The sequence below is a fragment of the Actinoallomurus soli genome (genome assembly GCF_024055715.1).
Classification (GTDB): domain Bacteria; phylum Actinomycetota; class Actinomycetes; order Streptosporangiales; family Streptosporangiaceae; genus Actinoallomurus; species Actinoallomurus soli.
The window spans coordinates 115,411-133,880 of record NZ_JAMXMV010000012.1; the positions used below are offsets into that span (position 1 = coordinate 115,411).

Sequence of the window (18,470 nt, forward strand, 5' to 3'; positions counted from 1 at the left end):
GGTGCGACCGGCACCCCGACCCCCGACGAGACGTGAGCGAGATAATCGAGCACTCGACCTCGGTCGTTCCCGGCGACGGCAAGCTGGAGATCCTCCTCATCGAGGACGACCCGGGCGACGCCTTCCTGTTCGAGGAGCTCCTCGACGAGGAGCTGCCCGATGCCAACATCCTCCAGGCCCGCACGCTCCGTGAGGCGCGTGAGCGCCTGCATCCGGGCGTCCACTGCGTCGTGGCCGACCTGTCGCTGCCCGACGCCGAAGGGCTGGACCTGTTGCGCCAGGTGCTCGACATGGCTCCGCGCTCGGCCGTCCTGGTCCTGACCGGCCGCAGCGACGCCGCCGTGGGCGTCGCCGCCGTCGCCGCGGGGGCCGAGGACTACCTGATCAAGCACGAGGTCGACGGGCCGCTCCTGGCCCGTGCCATCCGCTACGCCCTGGAGCGCAAGCGCGCCGAGGACTCCGAGCGCGAGCTCATGGAGGCGCAGATCCGGAGCGAGGAGAACGCCCGGATCGAGCTCGGCCTGCTCCCCGTCCCGCTGATCAACGACCCCGACCTGCACCACCACACGCGCTACCGCCCCGGCCGGGAGCGCGCCCTCCTCGGCGGTGACTTCTACGACACCGTGCAGACCTCCGACGGGTCGGTCCACCTGGTCATCGGCGACGTCTGCGGGCACGGCCCGGACGAGGCCTCGCTCGGTGTCCGGCTGCGGATGGCCTGGCGCACCCTCGTCCTGGCCGGCCACACCGGAACGGACCTGCTGGGCACGCTGGACACGGTCCTGTGCCACGAACGCTGGTCCGAGGAGATCTTCACGACGCTCGCCATGATCACGATCGCGCCGGACCGGCGGAGCGCGCGGTTCCACATGGCCGGTCATCCGGCGCCGCTGCTGTTCGGCGAGACCACGGCCGAAGCGCTGCCCGACGACGCGTACGGCCCGGCGCTCGGCCTGTTCCCCGGGTCCGAATGGCCGGCCTCGGACATGGAGCTGACCGGCCCCTGGTCGTTCATGCTCTACACCGACGGGCTGATCGAGGGCCGCATCGGCGGCGGCGCGGACCGGCTCGGCACCGACGGGCTCGTCGAGCTCGCGGCCGGCGCCCGCGCCCGGGGTCTCACCGGCGACCTGCTCATCGATCACCTCGTCGCCGAGGTGGAGTCCCTCAACGGCGAGGCGCTCACCGACGACCTCGCCGTCGTCATGCTCTCCGGAAAGGCGGACCGGTGACCGCTCCTTCGACACGCCGCCCGCGCCAGGCGCCGGCGCTCCACGTCGACGCGGAGGACGTGCCGAGACTGGGCGTCGGTCACTGGTACAGCCTCGGTCTCGTCCTTCTGATGCTCACCGTCATCGTCGTGGGCGCCGCCGTCGGACTCGTGGTCAAGGACGGCAGCGCGGCCCGCACCGCGCTGCTCCGGCACGTCGACCCCGCCGTGCTGCAGTCCGGTCGGCTCAGCACGTCCGTCTCCGCGGAGGTCGGGGCGGTCCGGTCGTACAGCCTGACGGGGGACAAGACGGCTCCCGCCACCTACCGCCAGGCCGAGAGCGAGACGGCCGCCTCCCTCGCCGAGCTCACCAGGCTGCTCCGGGACACCCCCCACGCCGGCCCGGCCCAGGCCGCGATCGCGGAGGTCGGCTCCCGCGCCGCCGCCTGGCGACACGACTACGCCGACCCGCTGACCAACGGCACCGCGAAGCCCTCCGCCGCCTTCGGCGAACAGCGGTTCGCCGCGGTGCGCGACGCCGTCGCGACCGCCCGTACCCGCCTCGCCGAGCTCCAGCGCCGGTCCGCCGACCGGCTGGACCGCGAGGTCGACCTGCTCTACGAGACGCTGGTGGGCGGAGCGGTCGTGCTGATCGCCGGCGCGCTCGGCCTCACCCTCCTCATCCGGCGCACCGTGCTGCGCCCGGTCTCCGCGCTCACCGGCCAGGTCCGCCGGGTCTCCCAGGGCGATCTGACCCACCCGCTGCAGGTGGCGGGCCCGGCCGAGCTCGCCGAGCTGGCGGCGCACGTCGACGCCATGCGCAACCACATCCTGGAGGAGTGGCGAGAGGCGGCGGAGGCGCGCGCCAAGCTCGACGAGCAGACCAGGGAGCTGCGCCGATCCAACGCCGAGCTGGAGCAGTTCGCCTACGTGGCCAGCCACGACCTGCAGGAGCCGCTGCGCAAGGTGGCGAGCTTCTGCCAGATGCTCGAACGCCGCTACGCCGACGTCCTGGACGACCGCGGCCGGCAGTACATCGACTTCGCGGTCGACGGCGCCAAGCGGATGCAGTCGCTCATCAACGACCTGCTGAACTTCTCCCGCGTCGGCCGGGTGAACCGCGACATGACGGTCGTCAACTGCGAGACCGTTCTCGCGGCCGCCCTGGACAACCTGGGGCTGGCCCGGTCGGAGTCGGACGCCGGCATCACCTGGGACCCGCTGCCCAAGGTCATGGGCGACGCGACGCTGCTCACCCAGCTCCTCCAGAACCTCATCGGCAACGCGATCAAGTTCCGCAGCGAGGATCCGCCGCGGGTGAAGATCTCGGCCGAGCGCGACGGCGACTACTGGGAGTTCGCCTGCAGCGACAACGGCATCGGCATCGACGCCGCCTACGCCGAGCGGATCTTCCTCATCTTCCAGCGCCTGCACCCGAAGGACGAGTACGCCGGAACCGGTATCGGGCTGGCTCTCTGCAAGAAGATCGTCGAATACCATGGCGGCCGGATCTGGTTGGACACCGCGCCGGAGCAGAAGGGCACGACGATCCGGTGGACCCTGCCCGCCATTGAGGAAACCGACGACGGCGACGACAGCCTCGACAGCACGGAGACAGCCGAACAATGACCGACCTGACCGTACGCCCCATCGAAGTCCTGCTCGTCGAGGACGATCCCGGCGACGTCGTGCTGACGAAAGAGGCGTTCGATGACAACAAGGTCAGCAACAAGCTGTCGGTCGTCAGCGACGGCGAAGAGGCGATGCGGTTCCTGCGGCGCGAGGGCGACTACGCCGACGCCCCGCGTCCGGACCTCGTCCTGCTCGACCTGAACCTCCCCCGCATGGACGGCCGGCAGGTACTGGAGGAGATCAAGGACGACGAGGCGCTGCGCACCATCCCGGTCGTCATCCTCACCACCTCCGAGGCCGAGGAGGACATCCTCCGCAGCTACCGGTTGCACGCGAACGCGTACGTCACCAAGCCGGTCGACTTCGACCAGTTCATCAAGGTCGTCCGCCAGATCGACGACTTCTTCGTCAGCGTCGTCAAGCTCCCCCGCGGCTGACGCCCCCACACGGCCGGCCTGACCAGGCCGGGCCCGTCAGCCTGGACCGTGCCAGGACCGCCACAGCGCCGCGTAGGAGCCGTCGCGGGCGATCAGCTCGTGATGGTCGCCCAGCTCGGTGATCCGGCCGTCCTCCACGACGGCGACCCGGTCCGCGTCGTGGGCGGTGTGCAGCCGGTGCGCGATCGCCACCACCGTACGGCCGTCGAGGACCGCCGACAGGCTGCGTTCGAGGTGCCGGGCGGCCCGCGGGTCCAGCAGTGACGTCGCCTCGTCCAGCACGAGCGTGTGCGGGTCGGCCAGGACGAGGCGGGCCAGCGCGAGCTGCTGCGCCCGGGCGGGGGACAGCGCCGCGTTGCCGGCGCCGACCTCGGTGTCCAGCATCGTGTGGGCCCAGGACGCGTCCACCGCGTCGAGCGCCCGCGCCAGCTCCTCGTCGGTCGCGTCCGGCCGGGCCAGCAGCAGGTTGTCGCGAATCGTGCCGCGGAACACATGGTGCTCCTGGGTGACCAGGGCGACGTTGCGGCGCAGATCCTCCAGCGGAAGGTCCACCAGCGGCACCCCGCCGACGGTGACCGCTCCGGCGCGCGGCCGCAGCACGCCGACGAGCAGGCGGCCGAGCGTGGACTTGCCCGCGCCGCTCGGCCCCACCATCGCCAGCCGCTCGCCCGGGCGCAGGCGCAGATCGATCCCGTGCAGGACGTCCTTGCCGTCCCGGTAGGAGTAACGCACCCCGTCGACCGCCATCCGATCGCCGTCGGGCCGCCGGCCGCCCGGCGTACGGTCCGCCGGCACCTCGGCGACGCCCAGCAGCCGGGCCAGCGACGCCCCGCCGACCTGCAGCTCGTCGACCCACGACAGGAACCGGTCGAGCGGGTCGATGAGCTGCTGGACGTACAGCGTGGCGGCGGTGACCTGGGCCAGCGACGCCAGGCCGTGGAGATAGAGCAGGCCGCCGATCAGCAGCGTGGCCGCCACCGGCAGCACGTAGCCGATCTCCACCAGCGGGAACCACACCGTGCGCAGGCCCAGGGTGTACCGCTCGGCCTCCCACGCGGCGGCGAGGTCGGCGTCGGTCCGCGCGACACGGCGCTCCTCCAGCCGCAACGCCTCGATGGTGCGCGCGCCGAGGACGGTCTCGCTGAGCCCCGCCGTCACGCCGCCCCACGCCTGGTTCTCCCGGAGGTAGCCGTCGCGGGCCCGCCGCAGGTACCAGCGGGTGCCGCACCACAGCAGGGGCACCCCGACCAGGCACGGCAGCGCCGTCAGCGGCCCGACGAGGATCAGCGCCCCGATCGCGAACGCGCCGGTGACCATCGCGATCAGCGTCTCGGGCACGGCGTGCCGTACGGTGCGAGCCAGGGCGTCCACGTCGCGGGACGTACGGGTGACCAGGTCGCCGGTGCCCGCCCGCTCCACGGTGGACAGCGGCAGCTCCAGGACCCGGTCGACGAACTCCTCCCGCAGCCGGGCCAGCACCTTCTCGCCGAGCCGCGCGGACAGGAAGACGGCGTACCGCAGCAGCACGCCCTGGACGACGACGAACGCCAGGATGGCGATCGCGATCCGGTCGACCGCCACGTGCGAGGACCCGTCGCGCACGTCCTGGACCAGCTCGCCGAGGAGACGCGGGGCGACCAGCCCCGCGACGGCGGCGAGGCCGTGCACGGCGAGCGCCGTCGCGAGCTCCCGCGGGTAGGCCAGCGTCAGCCGCCGCGCGTACGCCCGCACCTGGGCGGCCGAGGCGACCGGCAGGATCCCCGTGGCTTCGGTCATCCGCTCGGTCATGCGCCCTCCTTCATGCGACCCTCGTTCGTACGCCCCTCGCCGATCAGCTCCTCGCGGTTGACGGTGGCGGCGTAGGCCGGCTCGGCGCCGAGCAGCTCGCGGTGCGGGCCGGTCGCCACCGCTCTGCCCCCGGCGACGAAGACGACCTCGTCCGCGTGCGCGAGCACGAGCGGACTGGTGGTGCAGACCAGGGTGGTGCGACCGCCGCGGAACTCCCGGAGGCGGGCGGCGATCCGGGCCTCGGCGTGGGCGTCGACCGCCGAGGTCGGCTCGACGAGGACCAGGACCTCCGGGTCGGCGGCGAGGGCGCGGGCGAGGCGCAGCCGCTGCTGCTGCCCGCCGGAGAACTCCCGGCCGCCCTCGGCGACCACGGACCGCAGCCCGTCCGGGAGCTCGTCGACGACGTCCTCGGCGCAGGCGGCGCGCAGGGCCGCCTGGACGCCGTGCGCGTCGCCGTCGCCGTTGCCGCCGAGCTCGTCCAGCAGCCGCCCGGAGAACAGCCGCGCCTCGTTGTCGGCGACCAGGACCGCCTCCCGGACGGCCCGCAGCGGCAGCTCCCGCAACGGGACGCCGCCCCACGTGACCGCGCCGTCGGCGAAGCGGCCGATCCGGTCCGCGATGGCCTGGGCGTCCTCCGGCGCGGTCGCGGCGACGGCGGTGAGCCGGCCGGGCCGTACGACGACGCCGGACTCCTCATCGACCAGGTCGCCGGGGATCGGGGACCGGGTCCCGTCGTCGGGCGGCTCGGGCGTCATCCCGAGGATCCGGACCACCCGCCGCGCGGCGACGTGCGCCTTGGTGATCTTGTCGGCGGCCTCGGTGAGGGTCCGCAACGGGTCGATGAGGAACACCGCGTACCCGTAGAAGGAGACCAGCTGACCCGTCGTGATCTCCCCGCTCAGCGCGTACCGCGCCCCGGCCCAGGTGACCAGCGCGACCAGCAGTCCGGGCAGCAGCACCTGCGCGCCGTCCAGCAGCGACTCGGTGCGCGCCACGCGGACGCCCGCCGCGCGGACGGCCTGGGACTCGGCGCGGTAGCGCGCGGCGACGAACTGCTCGCCGCCGATCCCGCGCAGGACGCGCAGCCCGGCCACGATGTCGCCCGCGCGGGTGGTCAGCCCGCCGTTCAGCTCGCGCTGCCGCTGCTGCCGGTGGTGCAGCGGGCGCAGCAGCGGCCCGACCGCGAGGGCCAGCAGCGGCACCCCGGCCAGCACGATCAGGCCGAGCCGCCAGGAGGTCGTCAGCAGGATCACTCCGACCACGGCGATCGAGAGCACCGCACCGCTGCCGCGCCCAACGATGTCCATCGCCCCGCCGATGTGCGACACGTCGGCGATCCCGACGCTGACCACCTCGCCGCTCGCCAGCCGCTTGGGGAGCGTCGCGCCGAGCCGTACGGCCTGCCGGGTGGTCACCTGGATGGTGCGGAAGGCCGCGCCCAGCCAGTTGACCGTGGACAGGCGGTGCCGCAGCACGCCGGTCGCCGCCTGGACGACGCCGAGGGCCAGCAGAACACCGGACCAGGTCACCAGCGCGCGAGCGTCACGGGCGGTCAGGCCTGCGTCGATCGCCCGTCCGATCACGGCGGGCACTAAGGCCTGGCTGATCATCCACAGGACCCCGGCCCCGGCGGCGCCGGCCATCGTGCCGGCCTGGGCGCGCGCCGTCCACAGCAGGTAGCGCGCGGCCGACCGATGGTCGGGCGTGCCGGGATCCGCCACGGGGAACGAGCGCATGAAAGACCCCGTTCGAGAGACGGCAGGTCCTTCGACGCTACCCAGAGCGCGAGATCAGTCGCGAGCGGTTTTCTCGTCGGCGAAGTGGCAGGCGCTCGGGTGCGACGATCCCGTGACGCCGCCGTCCGCGCCGTCATCGGGGCCGCGCGCGGCCCTCACCTGCAGGAGGGGCTCCTCGGTGGCGCAGACGTCCTGGGCCTTCCAGCAGCGCGTACGGAACCGGCAGCCGGACGGCGGGTTCGTCGGGCTCGGGACGTCGCCCTCGAGCACGATCGGGGTCCCCCGCCGCGTCGGGTCCGGCACCGGAACGGCCGACAGCAGCGCCTGCGTGTACGGATGCGTCGGGTGGTCGTAGATCTGCTCCTCGTCGCCGATCTCGACGATCTTGCCGAGGTACATCACCGCGACCCGGTCCGAGATGTGCCGGACGACGGCCAGGTCGTGCGCGATGAACACGTACGACAGGCCGAACTCCTTCTGCAGGTCGGCCAGGAGGTTCATGACCTGTGCCTGCACCGAGACGTCCAGCGCGGAGACGGGCTCGTCGCAGACGATCACGTCGGGCCGCAGCGCGAGCGCCCGGGCGATGCCGATCCGCTGCCGCTGCCCGCCGGAGAACTGGTGCGGGTAGCGGTTCACGTGGTCGGGATCGAGGCCGACGACCTCCAGCAGTTCGCGTACGCGGCGGCGGCGCCCGCCCTCCGGGTCCCCGTGGATCGCGAACGGCTCGCCGACGATGTCACCGACCGTCATGCGCGGGTTCAGCGAGGTGTAGGGGTCCTGCAGGACCATCTGCACCCGGCGCCGCAGCCGCCGCAGCTCCGCACGGGACAGCGCGAACACGTCCTGGTCCTCGAAGCGCACCGACCCGGAGGTGGGGCGTTCGAGGGCCATGAGCAGCTTGGCGAGCGTGCTCTTGCCGCAGCCGGACTCCCCGACCAGGCCGAGCGTCTCGCCCCTGTGCAACGCGAACGACACGCCGTCGACCGCCTTGACCTGGCCCACCTGGTGCTTGAACACGACGCCCTGGGTGAGCGGGAAGTGCTTGACCAGGTTCTCGACCTGAAGGATCTCGTCAGCCACCGAGCACCTCCTCCGCGTAGTGACAGGCGCTCCCGTGCCCGGTACCGGTCACGTCGCGCAGCGCGGGCACCTCGTCCGGGCAGCGCTCCTCCCGTGCCCGCGGGCAGCGCGGGTGGAACGGGCAGCCGGCCGGGATCGCCGCGAGGTTCGGCGGCGCTCCCTTGATGGGGGTCAGCGCCCGGTCCCGTACGTCGACGCGCGGCACGGACGCCAGCAGGCCCTCGGTGTACGGGTGCGCGGGCCGGGCGTACAGCTCCTTGACCTCGGCCTGCTCGACGACGCGCCCGGCGTACATGACGACGATGCGGTCGGCGACGTCGGCGACGACGCCCAGGTCATGGGTGATGAGGATCAGCCCCATCGCCATCTCGTCCTGCAGGTCCGACAGCAGCTTCATGATCTGCGCCTGGACGGTGACGTCGAGGGCCGTCGTGGGCTCGTCGGCGATCAGCACGTCCGGCTCCAGCGCCAGCGCCATCGCGATCATGACGCGCTGGCGCATGCCGCCGGAGAACTGGTGCGGGTAGTCACTCGCCCGCGAGGCGGCCGAGGGGATCCGCACCCGGTCCATCAGCTCGACCGCACGCTTGCGCGCGTCGCCGCGGGACATCCCCTTGTGCACGATCAGCATCTCGGCGATCTGGTCGCCGACCCGGTGCACCGGGTTCAGCGCCGACAGGGCGTCCTGAAAGATCATCGCGATGTGCGCGCCCCGGTAGATCCGGCGCTTCTTCTCCGGCAGGCCGAGCAGCTCCGTCCCACGGAACCGCACGGCGCCACCCGTGACGTACGCCGGCGGAGTGTCGAGGATGCCCATCACGGCCTGCGCGCTGACGCTCTTGCCGGACCCGGACTCCCCCAGGATCGCGAGGGTCTCCCCCTCGGCGAGCGTGTAGGAGAGCCCGTTGACGGCGTTCACCGTCGAGCCGCGCATGCGGAACTCGACGCGCAGGTCCTCGACCTGGAGCAGCGGTGTCCCCGGAGCGGGGTCGGGTGTGTTCGTCATCGCAATTTCGGGTCCAGGGCGTCGCGCACGGCGTCGCCGAGCAGCAGGAAGCTCAGCACGGTCGCCGTCAGGAGCACCGCGGGATAGATCAGGAGGTACGGGTAGTCGGTGAAGACGTCCTGCGCCTGACTGAGCTGCAGCCCCCAGGAGACGGTGGGGTACTGCAGGCCGACGCCGAGATAGTCGAGCGTCGCCTCGTACCCGATCACCACGCCGACGTTCAGCATCGCATAGACGAAGACGGGCGCGATGGCGTTCGGCAGGATGTGCCGGGCCATGATCCGCAGGTCACCGGCACCGAGCACCCGGGCGGCCTGGACGTAGTCCGCGTCCCGCACCGACAGCACCTGACCGCGCATCAGCCGGGTCATCGTCGGCCACCACAGCACGCCGAGCACCAGCGACATCGTCCACACGCCGTGGGCGGGGAAGGCCGTGAGGATCACGAGCGCGCCGAGCACGAGCGGCAGGCCGAAGAAGATGTCGGTGATCCGCGAGATGAGCGCGTCCAGCCAGCGGCCGAAGTACCCCGACAGCGAGCCCAGCGTGATCGACAGGGTCAGCGCGATCCCGGTCACGACGAAGCCCACGATCATCGGGGCGCGGGCGCCGTGCACGATCTGCGCCCAGTAGTCGCAGCCGTGCATGTCGTAGCCGAACGGGTGGCCGCCGGCGCCGAACGGGTTCCACGACGACGGCGCGTGCTTGGCGAAGCGTACGTCGCACCGGTCGTTGACCCCGCGGTCGGTGAACAGCGACGGGAACACCGCCATCAGGGCCATCACGACAAGGATGACCACCGACACCCAGAAGACGACCCGGCGGCGCAGGGCACGCCACGCGTCGCTCCACAGCGACGCGGACGCCCCTGCGACGTCCGATCCGGTCTGGGCGACGGCGAGCGTGTCGCTGCCGGCTTCACTCATGCGCCCTCCTCTCACTCATACCGGATCCTCGGGTCCAGGGCGCCGTACAGGATGTCGACCACCAGGTTGGCCAGCAGGAAGATCAGCACCAGGAAGGTGGAGATGCCCACGACCGTCGGGCCGTCCTTGATCTGGACCGCCTGGAAGATCTGCTGGCCGATGCCGGGCAGGTTGAAGATGCCCTCGATGACGATCGCGCCGGCGAGCAGGTTCCCCAGGTCGACACCGAGATAGGTGACCACCGGGATCAAGGAGTTGCGCAGCGTGTGCCGGAGGATGATCCGGCGCCGCGGCAGCCCCTTGGCCAGCGCGGTGCGCACGTAGTCGGCGCGCATGTTCTCCACCAGGCTGGTGCGCGTCAGCCGGGCGATGTAGGCCAGGCTGAGCGAGCCGAGGATGATGCCGGGCAACAGGTAGCTGTACGGCCAGCCGTCGTCGGTCCCCGCCGTCGGGAACCAGCCGAGTTTCAGCCCGAAGATCAGCTGGGCCGAGTAGGCCAGCACGAAGGCCGGGATGGCGATGACGAAGGTCGTGCCGCTCAGCACGAGCGAGTCGATGATCCCGCCCTTGCGCAGGCCGGCGAGCACGCCGAGCGCGATGCCCACGACGAGCTCGAAGACCCAGGCGGTGAGGGCCAGCTGGACCGTGACGGTCCAGCCCGTCGCCATCAGGCTCGCGACGGACTGGCCGTTCAGGGTCTCGCCGAAGTCCCCGCGGACGAGGCCGAGGAGGTACCGGCCGTACTGCTCGATCAGCGGCTCGTCGAGGTGGTAGTGGTGCCGGAGCGCCTCATAGACCGACGGTGGCATCGGCTTGTCGCCGCCCAGGGCCCGGATCGGGTCCCCGGGCAGCGCGAACACCGCCACGTAGATCAGGAAGGTGGTGCCGATGAGCACCGGCACCATCTGCAGCACGCGCCGGAGGACGAAACGCCACACGCTACTTGACCGTCACCTGGTCAAGGTGGACCAGCGGCTGGACGTACGGGTCGACGTTGACGTTCCCGATGTGGCTGGAGTAGCCGGCCTGGTCCTGCCAGTTCCACAGCGGGGTGACCGGCAGGTCCTTCAGCACGAGGTCCTCGGCCTGCTGGTAGTACTGCTGCCCCTGCTCGGGCGTGCCCGCCGCGTTGCCCTTCATGATCAGCGCCTCGCAGGCGGCGCCGTCGTAGCCGCTCCGGGTCGGCTTGGCGCACCGGGGCGTGAGGTAGTCCTCCGGGCTCGGGTAGTCCATCGTCCAGTTGCTGCGGTACGGGCCGGTCGCCTTGTGGTCGGTCAGCTTGGAGATGTAGTCCGACGCCTGGACCTTGTCGAAGACGATGTTCGTGATGCCGAGGTTCTGCTTGAGCTGGTTGGCCACGTCGGTCATCCACTGCTCGTACGTCGGGTCGGCGTTGGAGAACATCAGGTGCAGCGTGTCCTTGAACCCGCCGGCCTTGTCGAACAGCTGCTTGGCCGCCGTCGGGTTGTAGGTGCAGGCCTCACCGCACGCGTTCGCCCGGTAGCCGGGCACGATCGGCGCGAGCAGCGACCCCATGGGCTTGTAGACGCCGTTGAAGACGGCGTTCACGATCGACTGCCGGTCGATCGCCATCGAGATCGCCTTGCGCAGGTCCGGGTTGGCGAACCGGCTGTCGTAGAGCGGGAACTCCAGGAAGTCCATCGTGCCGCTGGGCACGCTGAGGTACCGCTTGCCCAGCAGCCGCTTCGCCTGGGGCACCTGCGCGGCGGGGATCTGGGTATCGAAGTCGACCCGGCCGGCCCGCAGGTCCGTGTAGGCGGCGTCGCGGCTGGCGTAGGTCTTGAAGACGACCCCGTCGGACTTGGCCGGGCGCGGGCCCTTGTAGCCGGGGAACTTCTTGGTCTTGATCTCCCGGTTGTGCTCCCAGGAGCCGTCCATCATGAACGGGCCGTTGCCGATCGGCTTCTCCTCGTACGCCTTCATGTCCTTGAAGGCCACCTTGGGCAGCGGCGCGGTGCCGAGGAACGACAGGATGTAGGGGAACTGGCTGAACGGCTGCGACAGCGTCACCTGCAGCGTCTGTGGGTCGACGACCTTCAGGCCCTTGAGCGTGTCGACCTTCGGCTTGCCCTTGTCCGGGTTGAGGTCGGCGTAGCCGTCGACGGCGGAGAAGTAGTAGTTGTTCCCCCAGCCGTTGGCGCCGTTCGCGGTGTAGTTCCAGGCGTCGGCGTAGCTCTGCGCCGTCACCGGCTCGCCGTCGTGGAACGTCAGGCCCGGCTTGATTTTGATCGTCCAGACCTTCTGGTCGGACGACTCGACCGACGCGGCCTCCTGCGGGACCGGCTTGCCGTTCGCGTCCAGCGTCATCAGCGTGTCGAACAGCGCGCTGTCCACGTTGAGGCCGTACGAGTCGTTGGTGTTGCCGGGGATCAGGTGCTCGGGCTCGGTGTTGGCGAAGGTGAAGACCTTCGGCTTGTTCCCGGAACCGCCACCGCCGCCGCAGGCGGACGCCGCGAGCGCCACCGCGGTCAGGGAGACGAGCCATCGGCTCTTCGTGACAGGCATCGGGCCGTCCACCTCCAGGGTCATACGAGGATCGGCCCTTAGCTTGGCGTAATTCGGCCATGTCCTGGTAGATGTTTACGTCAACCGTTTCGGTATTGAAATATACCTACCAACATGGCCTCTGACATGGCCACCACCCACCTTCGCCGCGAGAATCGCCATCCGGAGAGTCGCCGTCCGATTCGACGGATCAGTAGAACGTCCTCCGCCGCCCACGGCGCTCGTGTTACGCCTGCGCCACGGCCCAGCCGTATGCGGGAGCCTTCGCACCCGCCCACCTCCGGCGGCCACAGCCCCCTCCCGCGACTCCCAGAACCGTTTGCTCTGCTCACATGGAGTATGCACCTGGAACGGTCCAATGCCTACTCGAGGTGAGCAGAGCAAATAACCGCGGAAGTCGGGGCAGGGCCCGGCGGCACCGCCGGCGGGACCACACCGGCCCGTCCACATTCCGGTCCAGGCGGCCGCAAGGACGACCCCGGACGCCGGAGACTCGTCATCATGAGCCTTCGACGCATCGACGACGAGCCCCACCTCGCCCTCTTCCCGATCCCGGGACTCGTCCGGCGCGGCCGGCGTATCGCACGGATGAGCCAGCGGGAGATGGCACGGCTCGCCAAGGTCTCGCCGGCGCTCGTCGGCAGCATCGAGAGCGGCAGGTGCACGCCCAGCCTCGCCGTCTTACAACGACTCTTGGGGGTTGCCGGGCTCTTCCTCATCGCGGTCGACATGAACGGCTACGTCGTCCAGCCGCTGGAGGAGTACCACGAGGCGGACGGGCGTGGAGTCAGGGACGCCGCCGGACGGCGTTATCCGGCGCATCTGGACCTGATCATCGACCCGGTGCCCGGCGAATGGTGGGGCGACATCTACGGCCTCCAGCGCCCGCCCGAGACGTTTCATCGGCGCAGCCGCAAGGCGCGTGAGGCGCAGCGCCGCCGCAGCCAGGAATCGGTCCGGCGAGGTTTCCGGAAGGGCACCTGGTGACAGATCACGGCCCGGAGGGAAGGGGGGACGTACCTTCCGCCCGGGCCGTGAAGTCCGGTCGCGCGCGATGCGCGGCGTGAATTCAGCCTCGCGACGCCTTGAGCAGGTCGGCGTTGAGGCGGGAGATGGTCTCGAACGGAATGCCCTTCGGGCACACCGCGGTGCACTCGCCGGTGTTCGTGCAGCCGCCGAAGCCCTCGGCGTCCATCTGGTCCACCATCGAGACGACCCGGTCGTACCGCTCGGGCTGGCCCTGCGGCAGCAGGCCCAGGTGGGTGATCTTCGCGGCGGTGAACAGCATCGCGGAGGCGTTCGGGCAGGCCGCCACGCAGGCGCCGCAGCCGATGCAGGTCGCCGCGTCGAACGCGTCGTTCGCGTCGGCCTTCGGCACCGGGATGGCCGCCGCCTCGGGCGCCGAGCCGGTCGGCGCGCTGACGTAGCCGCCGGCCTGGATGATCCGGTCGAACGCCGACCGGTCCACCACCAGGTCCTTGACGACCGGGAACGCCCGCGCCCGCCACGGCTCGATCGTGATGACGTCGCCGTCCTTGAACTTGCGCATGTGCAGCTGGCAGGTGGTCGTGGCCTTCTCCGGCCCGTGCGGCGTGCCGTCGATGACCAGCGAGCACATGCCGCAGATGCCCTCGCGGCAGTCGTGGTCGAACGCCACCGGGTCCTCGCCCTCGAGGATCAGCCGCTCGTTGAGGACGTCGAGCATCTCCAGGAACGACATGTCCGGCGAGACGTCGTCGACCTCGTACGAGGCCATGCGGCCCTCGTCGGCGGCGTTCTTCTGCCGCCAGATCTTCAGCGTGAGCTTCATTACTTGTACGACCTCTGGGTCATCTTGACGTACTCGTACTCGAGGTTCTCCTTGTGGAGGACGGGCGCGTGGCCCGTGTACTCCCACGCCGCCACGTAGGCGAACCTCTCGTCGTCGCGCAGCGCCTCGCCGTCGGGGGTCTGCGACTCGGCGCGGAAGTGGCCGCCGCAGGACTCCTCACGGTGCAGGGCGTCGATGCACATCAGCTCGGCCAGCTCGAAGAAGTCGGCGATGCGTCCGGCCTTCTCCAGGTTCTGGTTGAGCTCCTCGTTCTCACCCGGGACCTTGACGCGGGCCCAGAACTCCTCGCGCAACTCGCGGATCCGGTCGATGGCCTTGCGCAGGCCCGCGTCGGTCCGCTCCATCCCGCAGTACTCCCACATGAGCGCGCCGAGCTCGCGGTGGAAGGAGTCCGGCGTACGGTCCCCGTCGATCGACAGCAGCTTCTCGATGCGGTCCTTCACCGCCTCGCGGGCCTCGACGACGGCCTCGTGGTCGTCGCCGATCTTCTCGAACGGGCCCTTGGCGAGGTAGTCGCTGATGGTGTTCGGCAGCACGAAGTAGCCGTCGGCCAGGCCCTGCATCAGCGCGGAGGCGCCGAGGCGGTTGGCGCCGTGGTCGGAGAAGTTCGCCTCGCCGATCACGAACAGGCCGGGGATCGTGGACTGCAGGTCGTAGTCGACCCACAGGCCGCCCATCGTGTAGTGCACCGCCGGGTAGATGCGCATCGGCACCTCGAACGGGTCCTCGCCGGTGATGCGCTCGTACATCTCGAAGAGGTTGCCGTACTTGGCGGCGACGGCGTCCCGGCCCAGGCGCGCGATCGCGTCCGCGAAGTCCAGGTAGACGCCGAGGCCGCCGGGGCCGACGCCACGGCCCTCGTCGCAGACGTTCTTGGCGGCGCGGGAGGCGATGTCACGCGGGACCAGGTTGCCGAAGGACGGGTAGATGCGCTCCAGGTAGTAGTCGCGCTCGTCCTCGGGGATGTCGCCGGGCTTGCGGGTGTCGCCCTTCTTCACCGGCACCCAGACCCGGCCGTCGTTGCGCAGCGACTCCGACATCAGGGTCAGCTTGGACTGGTGCTCGCCGCTCTGCGGGATGCAGGTGGGGTGGATCTGCGTGTAGCAGGGGTTGGCGAACAGCGCGCCCTTGCGGTGCGCCCGCCAGGTCGCCGTGACGTTGCAGCCCTTGGCGTTCGTCGACAGGAAGAAGACATTGCCGTACCCGCCGGAGGCCAGCACGACCGCGTCGGCGATGTGCGTCTCGATCTCGCCGGTGATCATGTCGCGGGCGATGATGCCGCGCGCCACGCCGTCGACGATGATCAGCTCGAGCATCTCGTGCCGGGTGAACATCGTCACGGTGCCGGCCGCGATCTGCCGCTCCAGGGCCTGGTACGCGCCCAGCAGCAGCTGCTGGCCCGTCTGGCCGCGGGCGTAGAAGGTGCGGGAGACCTGCACGCCGCCGAAGGAGCGGGTGTCGAGCAGGCCGCCGTAGTCGCGGGCGAACGGCACGCCCTGCGCCACGCACTGGTCGATGATCTCGACGCTGACCTGGGCGAGGCGGTAGACGTTCGACTCGCGGGACCGGTAGTCGCCGCCCTTGACCGTGTCGTAGAACAGGCGCTGGATGCTGTCGCCGTCGTTGCGGTAGTTCTTGGCGGCGTTGATGCCGCCCTGCGCCGCGATGCTGTGGGCGCGCCGCGGGCTGTCCTGGTAGCAAAAGGACTTGACCTGGTAGCCCAGCTCGCCCAGCGTCGCGGCGGCCGAGCCGCCGGCCAGGCCGGTGCCGACCACGATGACCGACAGCTTGCGCCGGTTGGCGGGGTTGACCAGCTTGCCGCCGAAGCGCCGCTTGTCCCAGCGTTCGTTGATCGGGCCGTCCGGCGCCTTGGTGTCCTGAATCGGGGCGCCCTCGGTGAACAGTTCGCTCATGGCTACTTCAGCACTCCGATCGTGACCATGACGGGAACGGACACGAAGCCGATCACCAGCAACGCCGCGACGACGTCGGCGACCACCCGGACGGCCGGGTAGCGGCGCTGCCGTCCCCAGCCGAGCGTCTGGACGGCGCTGAACAGGCCATGCCGCAGATGCAGGCCCACGAGGATGACGGCGACGACGTAGAAGAGCGTGATGTACCAGCGGGACGGGTCGAAGTCCGCGATGACCTTGTCGTACGGCTGGGCGTTCCCGCCCTTCGGGTTGACCGCGCCGAACGTCAGGTCCAGCAGGTGCCAGATGACGAACAGCACGATGACGATCCCGCCGTACCGCATGACGTGTGTGGCGTACCGGTGCTCGTGCGCCTTGGGCCGCGCGGCGTACCGGACCGGGCGGGCCCGCCGCGCCTGGCGCGCGAGGGAGACCGCGGCCCAGACGTGCAGCAGCACGGCGACGGTGAGGACCACCTCGAGGGCGGTCAGGAACACGCGGTGCGGGATCGCGGGCTCACCGACCGACCGCAGCCAGTGCGAGTAGTGGTTGAAATCCTGGCGGCCCAGGAAGACCTTGAGGTTCCCGATCGCGTGGGCGATGAGGAACAGGACGAGGATGGCGCCGGTCACGGCCATGACGGCCTTCTTGCCGACGGAGGAGCGGTACCGCTTCAGCGGACCGGCCGCCGGGGACGGCGTCTTGGGGCGAGGGCGGGTGGCCACCGGCGTGGAACGAGACACGGACGACACATCGCGGAAGTTATGTCCGTTTCGATGGTTGCGTCCAAGACATGACGACGCTCGTTTCCATAGCCGTAGGCTATAAAGGTGCAGTTGCAGCAGCTTTCGTACTTCGTCGCCGTGGCCGAGGTGAGGCACTTCACACAGGCGGCGGAGACGCTGCGGGTCGCGCAGCCCTCCCTGTCCAAGCAGATCAGGACGCTGGAGGCGGAGCTGGGCGCCCCGCTGTTCAGCCGCGCCCGCGGCAACATCACGCTGACGCCCGCCGGCGAGGCGCTGCTGCCCCTCGCGCGGCGGATCCTCGCCGACGTCGAGACCGCCCGGCGGGAGGTCCAGGACCTGACGGGCCTGCGGCGCGGGCGCGTACGGCTCGGCGCCACTCCGTCACTGTTCGCCGGGCTGCTGGCCGACGCGCTGATGCGCTTCCGCACCCGCTATCCCGGCATCGAACTGCGGGTCGAGGAGGGCGGCTCGCGCGACCTCGTCCGCGACCTCGCCCGCGGCCAGCTCGACATGGCCCTGATCATCCTGCCGCTGCAGAGCACCGACCCCGCGCTGGAGACGACGCCGATCCTGCGGGAGGACCTCGTCGTCGTCTCCTCGCACGCCGACGCGCCCGAGCACCCCTCGCTGCGGATCGAGGACCTGCGCTCACGGCCCCTGGTGATGTTCCGCCGGGGGTACGACCTGCGGGAGGCGACCCAGGCGGCGTGCCGGCAGGCGGGCTTTGAACCCCGGTTCGCGGTCGAGGGCGGGGAGATGGACGCCGTGCTGCGGTTCGTCGAGGCCGGGATGGGCTCGGCCGTCGTGCCGTCGATGGTGCTCGCCGGGCGGCCCGGGCTGGTGGGCACGCCCCTGGCCCCGCCCGGCCTGCAGCGCACGATCGCGCTCGCCCACCGCAAGGACGTCGCCCCGACGCACGCCGCCAGGGCGTTCCGGGAGACGCTGCTCGGCTTCCTGCGCGACGCCGAGACCGGCGCCGCCCTCCCGCCGGGCGTCACGCGACTCGACTGAGCCCTGTCCTCAGCTGATCACTTCGACGTGCGGGGCGAACTCGCGCAGCGCCCTGACCAGGCGGCGCCGGCCGATCCGCCAGCCGCCCAGGCGCGTGGAGACCAGGCGCGGCCGCTCCTCGTCCGGTGGGGCGTACCCGCGCAGGGCCACGGCCCCGTGGCCGGTGGAGCCGCCCTCGGCCGCGTGGAACTCGATCGCTGCGACGTCGTCCCAGGAGAACCACTCCCCCTTGGCTCCGTCTCCCGAAGGGCACCAGTAGACGCCCTTGCGCGCGACCGCGAACGCGACCCGTCCCCGTACGACGCGGCGCAGGTAGACGGCCGCGAGGACGAACAGGCCGAGACCGGCGAGCGGCATCAGGCAGCGGGCCCCGAAGTTGACCCAGTCGTCGATCCCGGGATGCGCGTCGGGCCGCCAGCGCACGTTCGCCGGGCGCCGCAGCTCTCCGATGACGAATCCGGCGACGAGCACCGCGCCGACGACGGTCGGCACGAGCGGACTCCACCAGGCGTACCGCACGACGTAGGCGCCGGGGCCGAAGCTCGACCGCGACCGCTGTCCCATTCTCCGCACTCCTGTCCCACCGGTCCCAGGAGTCGCATCTTAGGCGGTCTCAGAAGAATGC

At 70.9% G+C, this 18,470-nt stretch carries 16 protein-coding genes; 5 read left to right on the forward strand and 11 right to left on the reverse strand.

The window, feature by feature from the left end; genetic code table 11:
• Nucleotides 1-32: 32 nt before the first annotated feature.
• The 3 genes from NDW01_RS27085 to NDW01_RS27095 are packed head-to-tail and all read left to right on the forward strand — an operon-like array spanning nt 33 to nt 3,279.
• Nucleotides 33-1,232, forward strand: a complete 1,200-nt coding sequence (locus tag NDW01_RS27085) for a PP2C family protein-serine/threonine phosphatase (RefSeq protein ID WP_252777569.1) — start codon at nt 33-35, stop codon at nt 1,230-1,232.
• Nucleotides 1,229-2,839, forward strand: coding sequence for a sensor histidine kinase (locus NDW01_RS27090; protein WP_252825381.1), 1,611 nt, complete (start codon nt 1,229-1,231; stop codon nt 2,837-2,839). The genes NDW01_RS27085 and NDW01_RS27090 overlap by 4 nt, the downstream gene beginning before the upstream one ends.
• A complete protein-coding gene (locus tag NDW01_RS27095) occupies nt 2,836-3,279 on the forward strand; it encodes a response regulator (protein ID WP_252777571.1) in 444 nt (147 codons plus the stop codon). Before NDW01_RS27090 ends, NDW01_RS27095 begins: the two co-directional genes overlap by 4 nt.
• A gap of 36 nt (nt 3,280-3,315) precedes the next feature.
• Here the strand turns inward: NDW01_RS27095 and NDW01_RS27100 are convergent, their stop codons facing one another.
• From NDW01_RS27100 to NDW01_RS27130, 7 genes are read right to left on the reverse strand one after another with little or no spacing between them, the layout of a single operon-like run.
• Nucleotides 3,316-5,067 carry an ABC transporter ATP-binding protein gene (locus tag NDW01_RS27100; protein WP_252825383.1) on the reverse strand — a complete coding sequence of 584 codons (1,752 nt, stop codon included), beginning with the start codon at nt 5,065-5,067 and terminating at the stop codon, nt 3,316-3,318.
• Nucleotides 5,064-6,803: an ABC transporter ATP-binding protein gene (locus NDW01_RS27105; RefSeq protein ID WP_252825386.1), complete on the reverse strand. Its 1,740-nt coding sequence runs from the start codon at nt 6,801-6,803 to the stop codon at nt 5,064-5,066. The genes NDW01_RS27100 and NDW01_RS27105 overlap by 4 nt, the downstream gene beginning before the upstream one ends.
• Before the next feature lie 54 nt (nt 6,804-6,857).
• A complete protein-coding gene (locus tag NDW01_RS27110) occupies nt 6,858-7,886 on the reverse strand; it encodes an ABC transporter ATP-binding protein (protein WP_308211784.1) in 1,029 nt (342 codons plus the stop codon).
• A complete protein-coding gene (locus tag NDW01_RS27115) occupies nt 7,879-8,892 on the reverse strand; it encodes an ABC transporter ATP-binding protein (protein WP_252825388.1) in 1,014 nt (337 codons plus the stop codon). Before NDW01_RS27115 ends, NDW01_RS27110 begins: the two co-directional genes overlap by 8 nt.
• Nucleotides 8,889-9,818: an ABC transporter permease gene (locus NDW01_RS27120; RefSeq protein ID WP_252825390.1), complete on the reverse strand. Its 930-nt coding sequence runs from the start codon at nt 9,816-9,818 to the stop codon at nt 8,889-8,891. The genes NDW01_RS27115 and NDW01_RS27120 overlap by 4 nt, the downstream gene beginning before the upstream one ends.
• Nucleotides 9,819-9,829: 11 nt before the next feature.
• Nucleotides 9,830-10,756, reverse strand: coding sequence for an ABC transporter permease (locus NDW01_RS27125; RefSeq protein WP_252825393.1), 927 nt, complete (start codon nt 10,754-10,756; stop codon nt 9,830-9,832).
• 1 nt (nt 10,757) lies between these two features.
• Nucleotides 10,758-12,344 carry a peptide ABC transporter substrate-binding protein gene (locus tag NDW01_RS27130; protein WP_252825395.1) on the reverse strand — a complete coding sequence of 529 codons (1,587 nt, stop codon included), beginning with the start codon at nt 12,342-12,344 and terminating at the stop codon, nt 10,758-10,760.
• 501 nt (nt 12,345-12,845) lie between these two features.
• Here NDW01_RS27130 and NDW01_RS27135 point away from each other — a divergent pair.
• Complete coding sequence (locus NDW01_RS27135) at nt 12,846-13,331, forward strand: helix-turn-helix domain-containing protein (protein ID WP_252825398.1); 486 nt, start codon at nt 12,846-12,848, stop codon at nt 13,329-13,331.
• A gap of 82 nt (nt 13,332-13,413) precedes the next feature.
• Here the strand turns inward: NDW01_RS27135 and NDW01_RS27140 are convergent, their stop codons facing one another.
• The 3 genes from NDW01_RS27140 to NDW01_RS27150 are packed head-to-tail and all read right to left on the reverse strand — an operon-like array spanning nt 13,414 to nt 16,831.
• Nucleotides 13,414-14,154, reverse strand: coding sequence for a succinate dehydrogenase/fumarate reductase iron-sulfur subunit (locus tag NDW01_RS27140; RefSeq protein ID WP_252825400.1), 741 nt, complete (start codon nt 14,152-14,154; stop codon nt 13,414-13,416).
• Complete coding sequence (locus NDW01_RS27145; RefSeq protein ID WP_252825402.1) at nt 14,154-16,088, reverse strand: fumarate reductase/succinate dehydrogenase flavoprotein subunit; 1,935 nt, start codon at nt 16,086-16,088, stop codon at nt 14,154-14,156. The genes NDW01_RS27140 and NDW01_RS27145 overlap by 1 nt, the downstream gene beginning before the upstream one ends.
• Nucleotides 16,089-16,090: 2 nt before the next feature.
• Nucleotides 16,091-16,831, reverse strand: coding sequence for a succinate dehydrogenase cytochrome b subunit (locus NDW01_RS27150; RefSeq protein WP_252825404.1), 741 nt, complete (start codon nt 16,829-16,831; stop codon nt 16,091-16,093).
• 87 nt (nt 16,832-16,918) lie between these two features.
• On the opposite strand from NDW01_RS27150, the gene NDW01_RS27155 reads away from it, so the two are divergent.
• Entirely contained in the window at nt 16,919-17,845 is a 927-nt protein-coding gene (locus tag NDW01_RS27155) for a LysR substrate-binding domain-containing protein (protein WP_252825406.1), read from the forward strand.
• A gap of 9 nt (nt 17,846-17,854) precedes the next feature.
• On the opposite strand, the gene NDW01_RS27160 is transcribed toward NDW01_RS27155, so the two are convergent.
• Nucleotides 17,855-18,409 carry a hypothetical protein gene (locus NDW01_RS27160; protein ID WP_252825408.1) on the reverse strand — a complete coding sequence of 185 codons (555 nt, stop codon included), beginning with the start codon at nt 18,407-18,409 and terminating at the stop codon, nt 17,855-17,857.
• Nucleotides 18,410-18,470: the final 61 nt, after the last annotated feature.

What these genes read in the sequence shown, in the direction of transcription:
- NDW01_RS27140 (WP_252825400.1), bottom strand. Translation starts at nt 14,154, where the DNA reads ATGAAGCTCACGCTGAAGATCTGGCGGCAGAAGAACGCCGCCGACGAG.
- NDW01_RS27095 (WP_252777571.1), top strand. Translation starts at nt 2,836, where the DNA reads ATGACCGACCTGACCGTACGCCCCATCGAAGTCCTGCTCGTCGAGGAC.
- NDW01_RS27115 (WP_252825388.1), bottom strand. Translation starts at nt 8,892, where the DNA reads ATGACGAACACACCCGACCCCGCTCCGGGGACACCGCTGCTCCAGGTC.
- NDW01_RS27145 (WP_252825402.1), bottom strand. Translation starts at nt 16,088, where the DNA reads ATGAGCGAACTGTTCACCGAGGGCGCCCCGATTCAGGACACCAAGGCG.
- NDW01_RS27120 (WP_252825390.1), bottom strand. Translation starts at nt 9,818, where the DNA reads ATGAGTGAAGCCGGCAGCGACACGCTCGCCGTCGCCCAGACCGGATCG.
- NDW01_RS27105 (WP_252825386.1), bottom strand. Translation starts at nt 6,803, where the DNA reads ATGCGCTCGTTCCCCGTGGCGGATCCCGGCACGCCCGACCATCGGTCG.
- NDW01_RS27100 (WP_252825383.1), bottom strand. Translation starts at nt 5,067, where the DNA reads ATGACCGAGCGGATGACCGAAGCCACGGGGATCCTGCCGGTCGCCTCG.
- NDW01_RS27160 (WP_252825408.1), bottom strand. Translation starts at nt 18,409, where the DNA reads ATGGGACAGCGGTCGCGGTCGAGCTTCGGCCCCGGCGCCTACGTCGTG.
- NDW01_RS27135 (WP_252825398.1), top strand. Translation starts at nt 12,846, where the DNA reads ATGAGCCTTCGACGCATCGACGACGAGCCCCACCTCGCCCTCTTCCCG.
- NDW01_RS27130 (WP_252825395.1), bottom strand. Translation starts at nt 12,344, where the DNA reads ATGCCTGTCACGAAGAGCCGATGGCTCGTCTCCCTGACCGCGGTGGCG.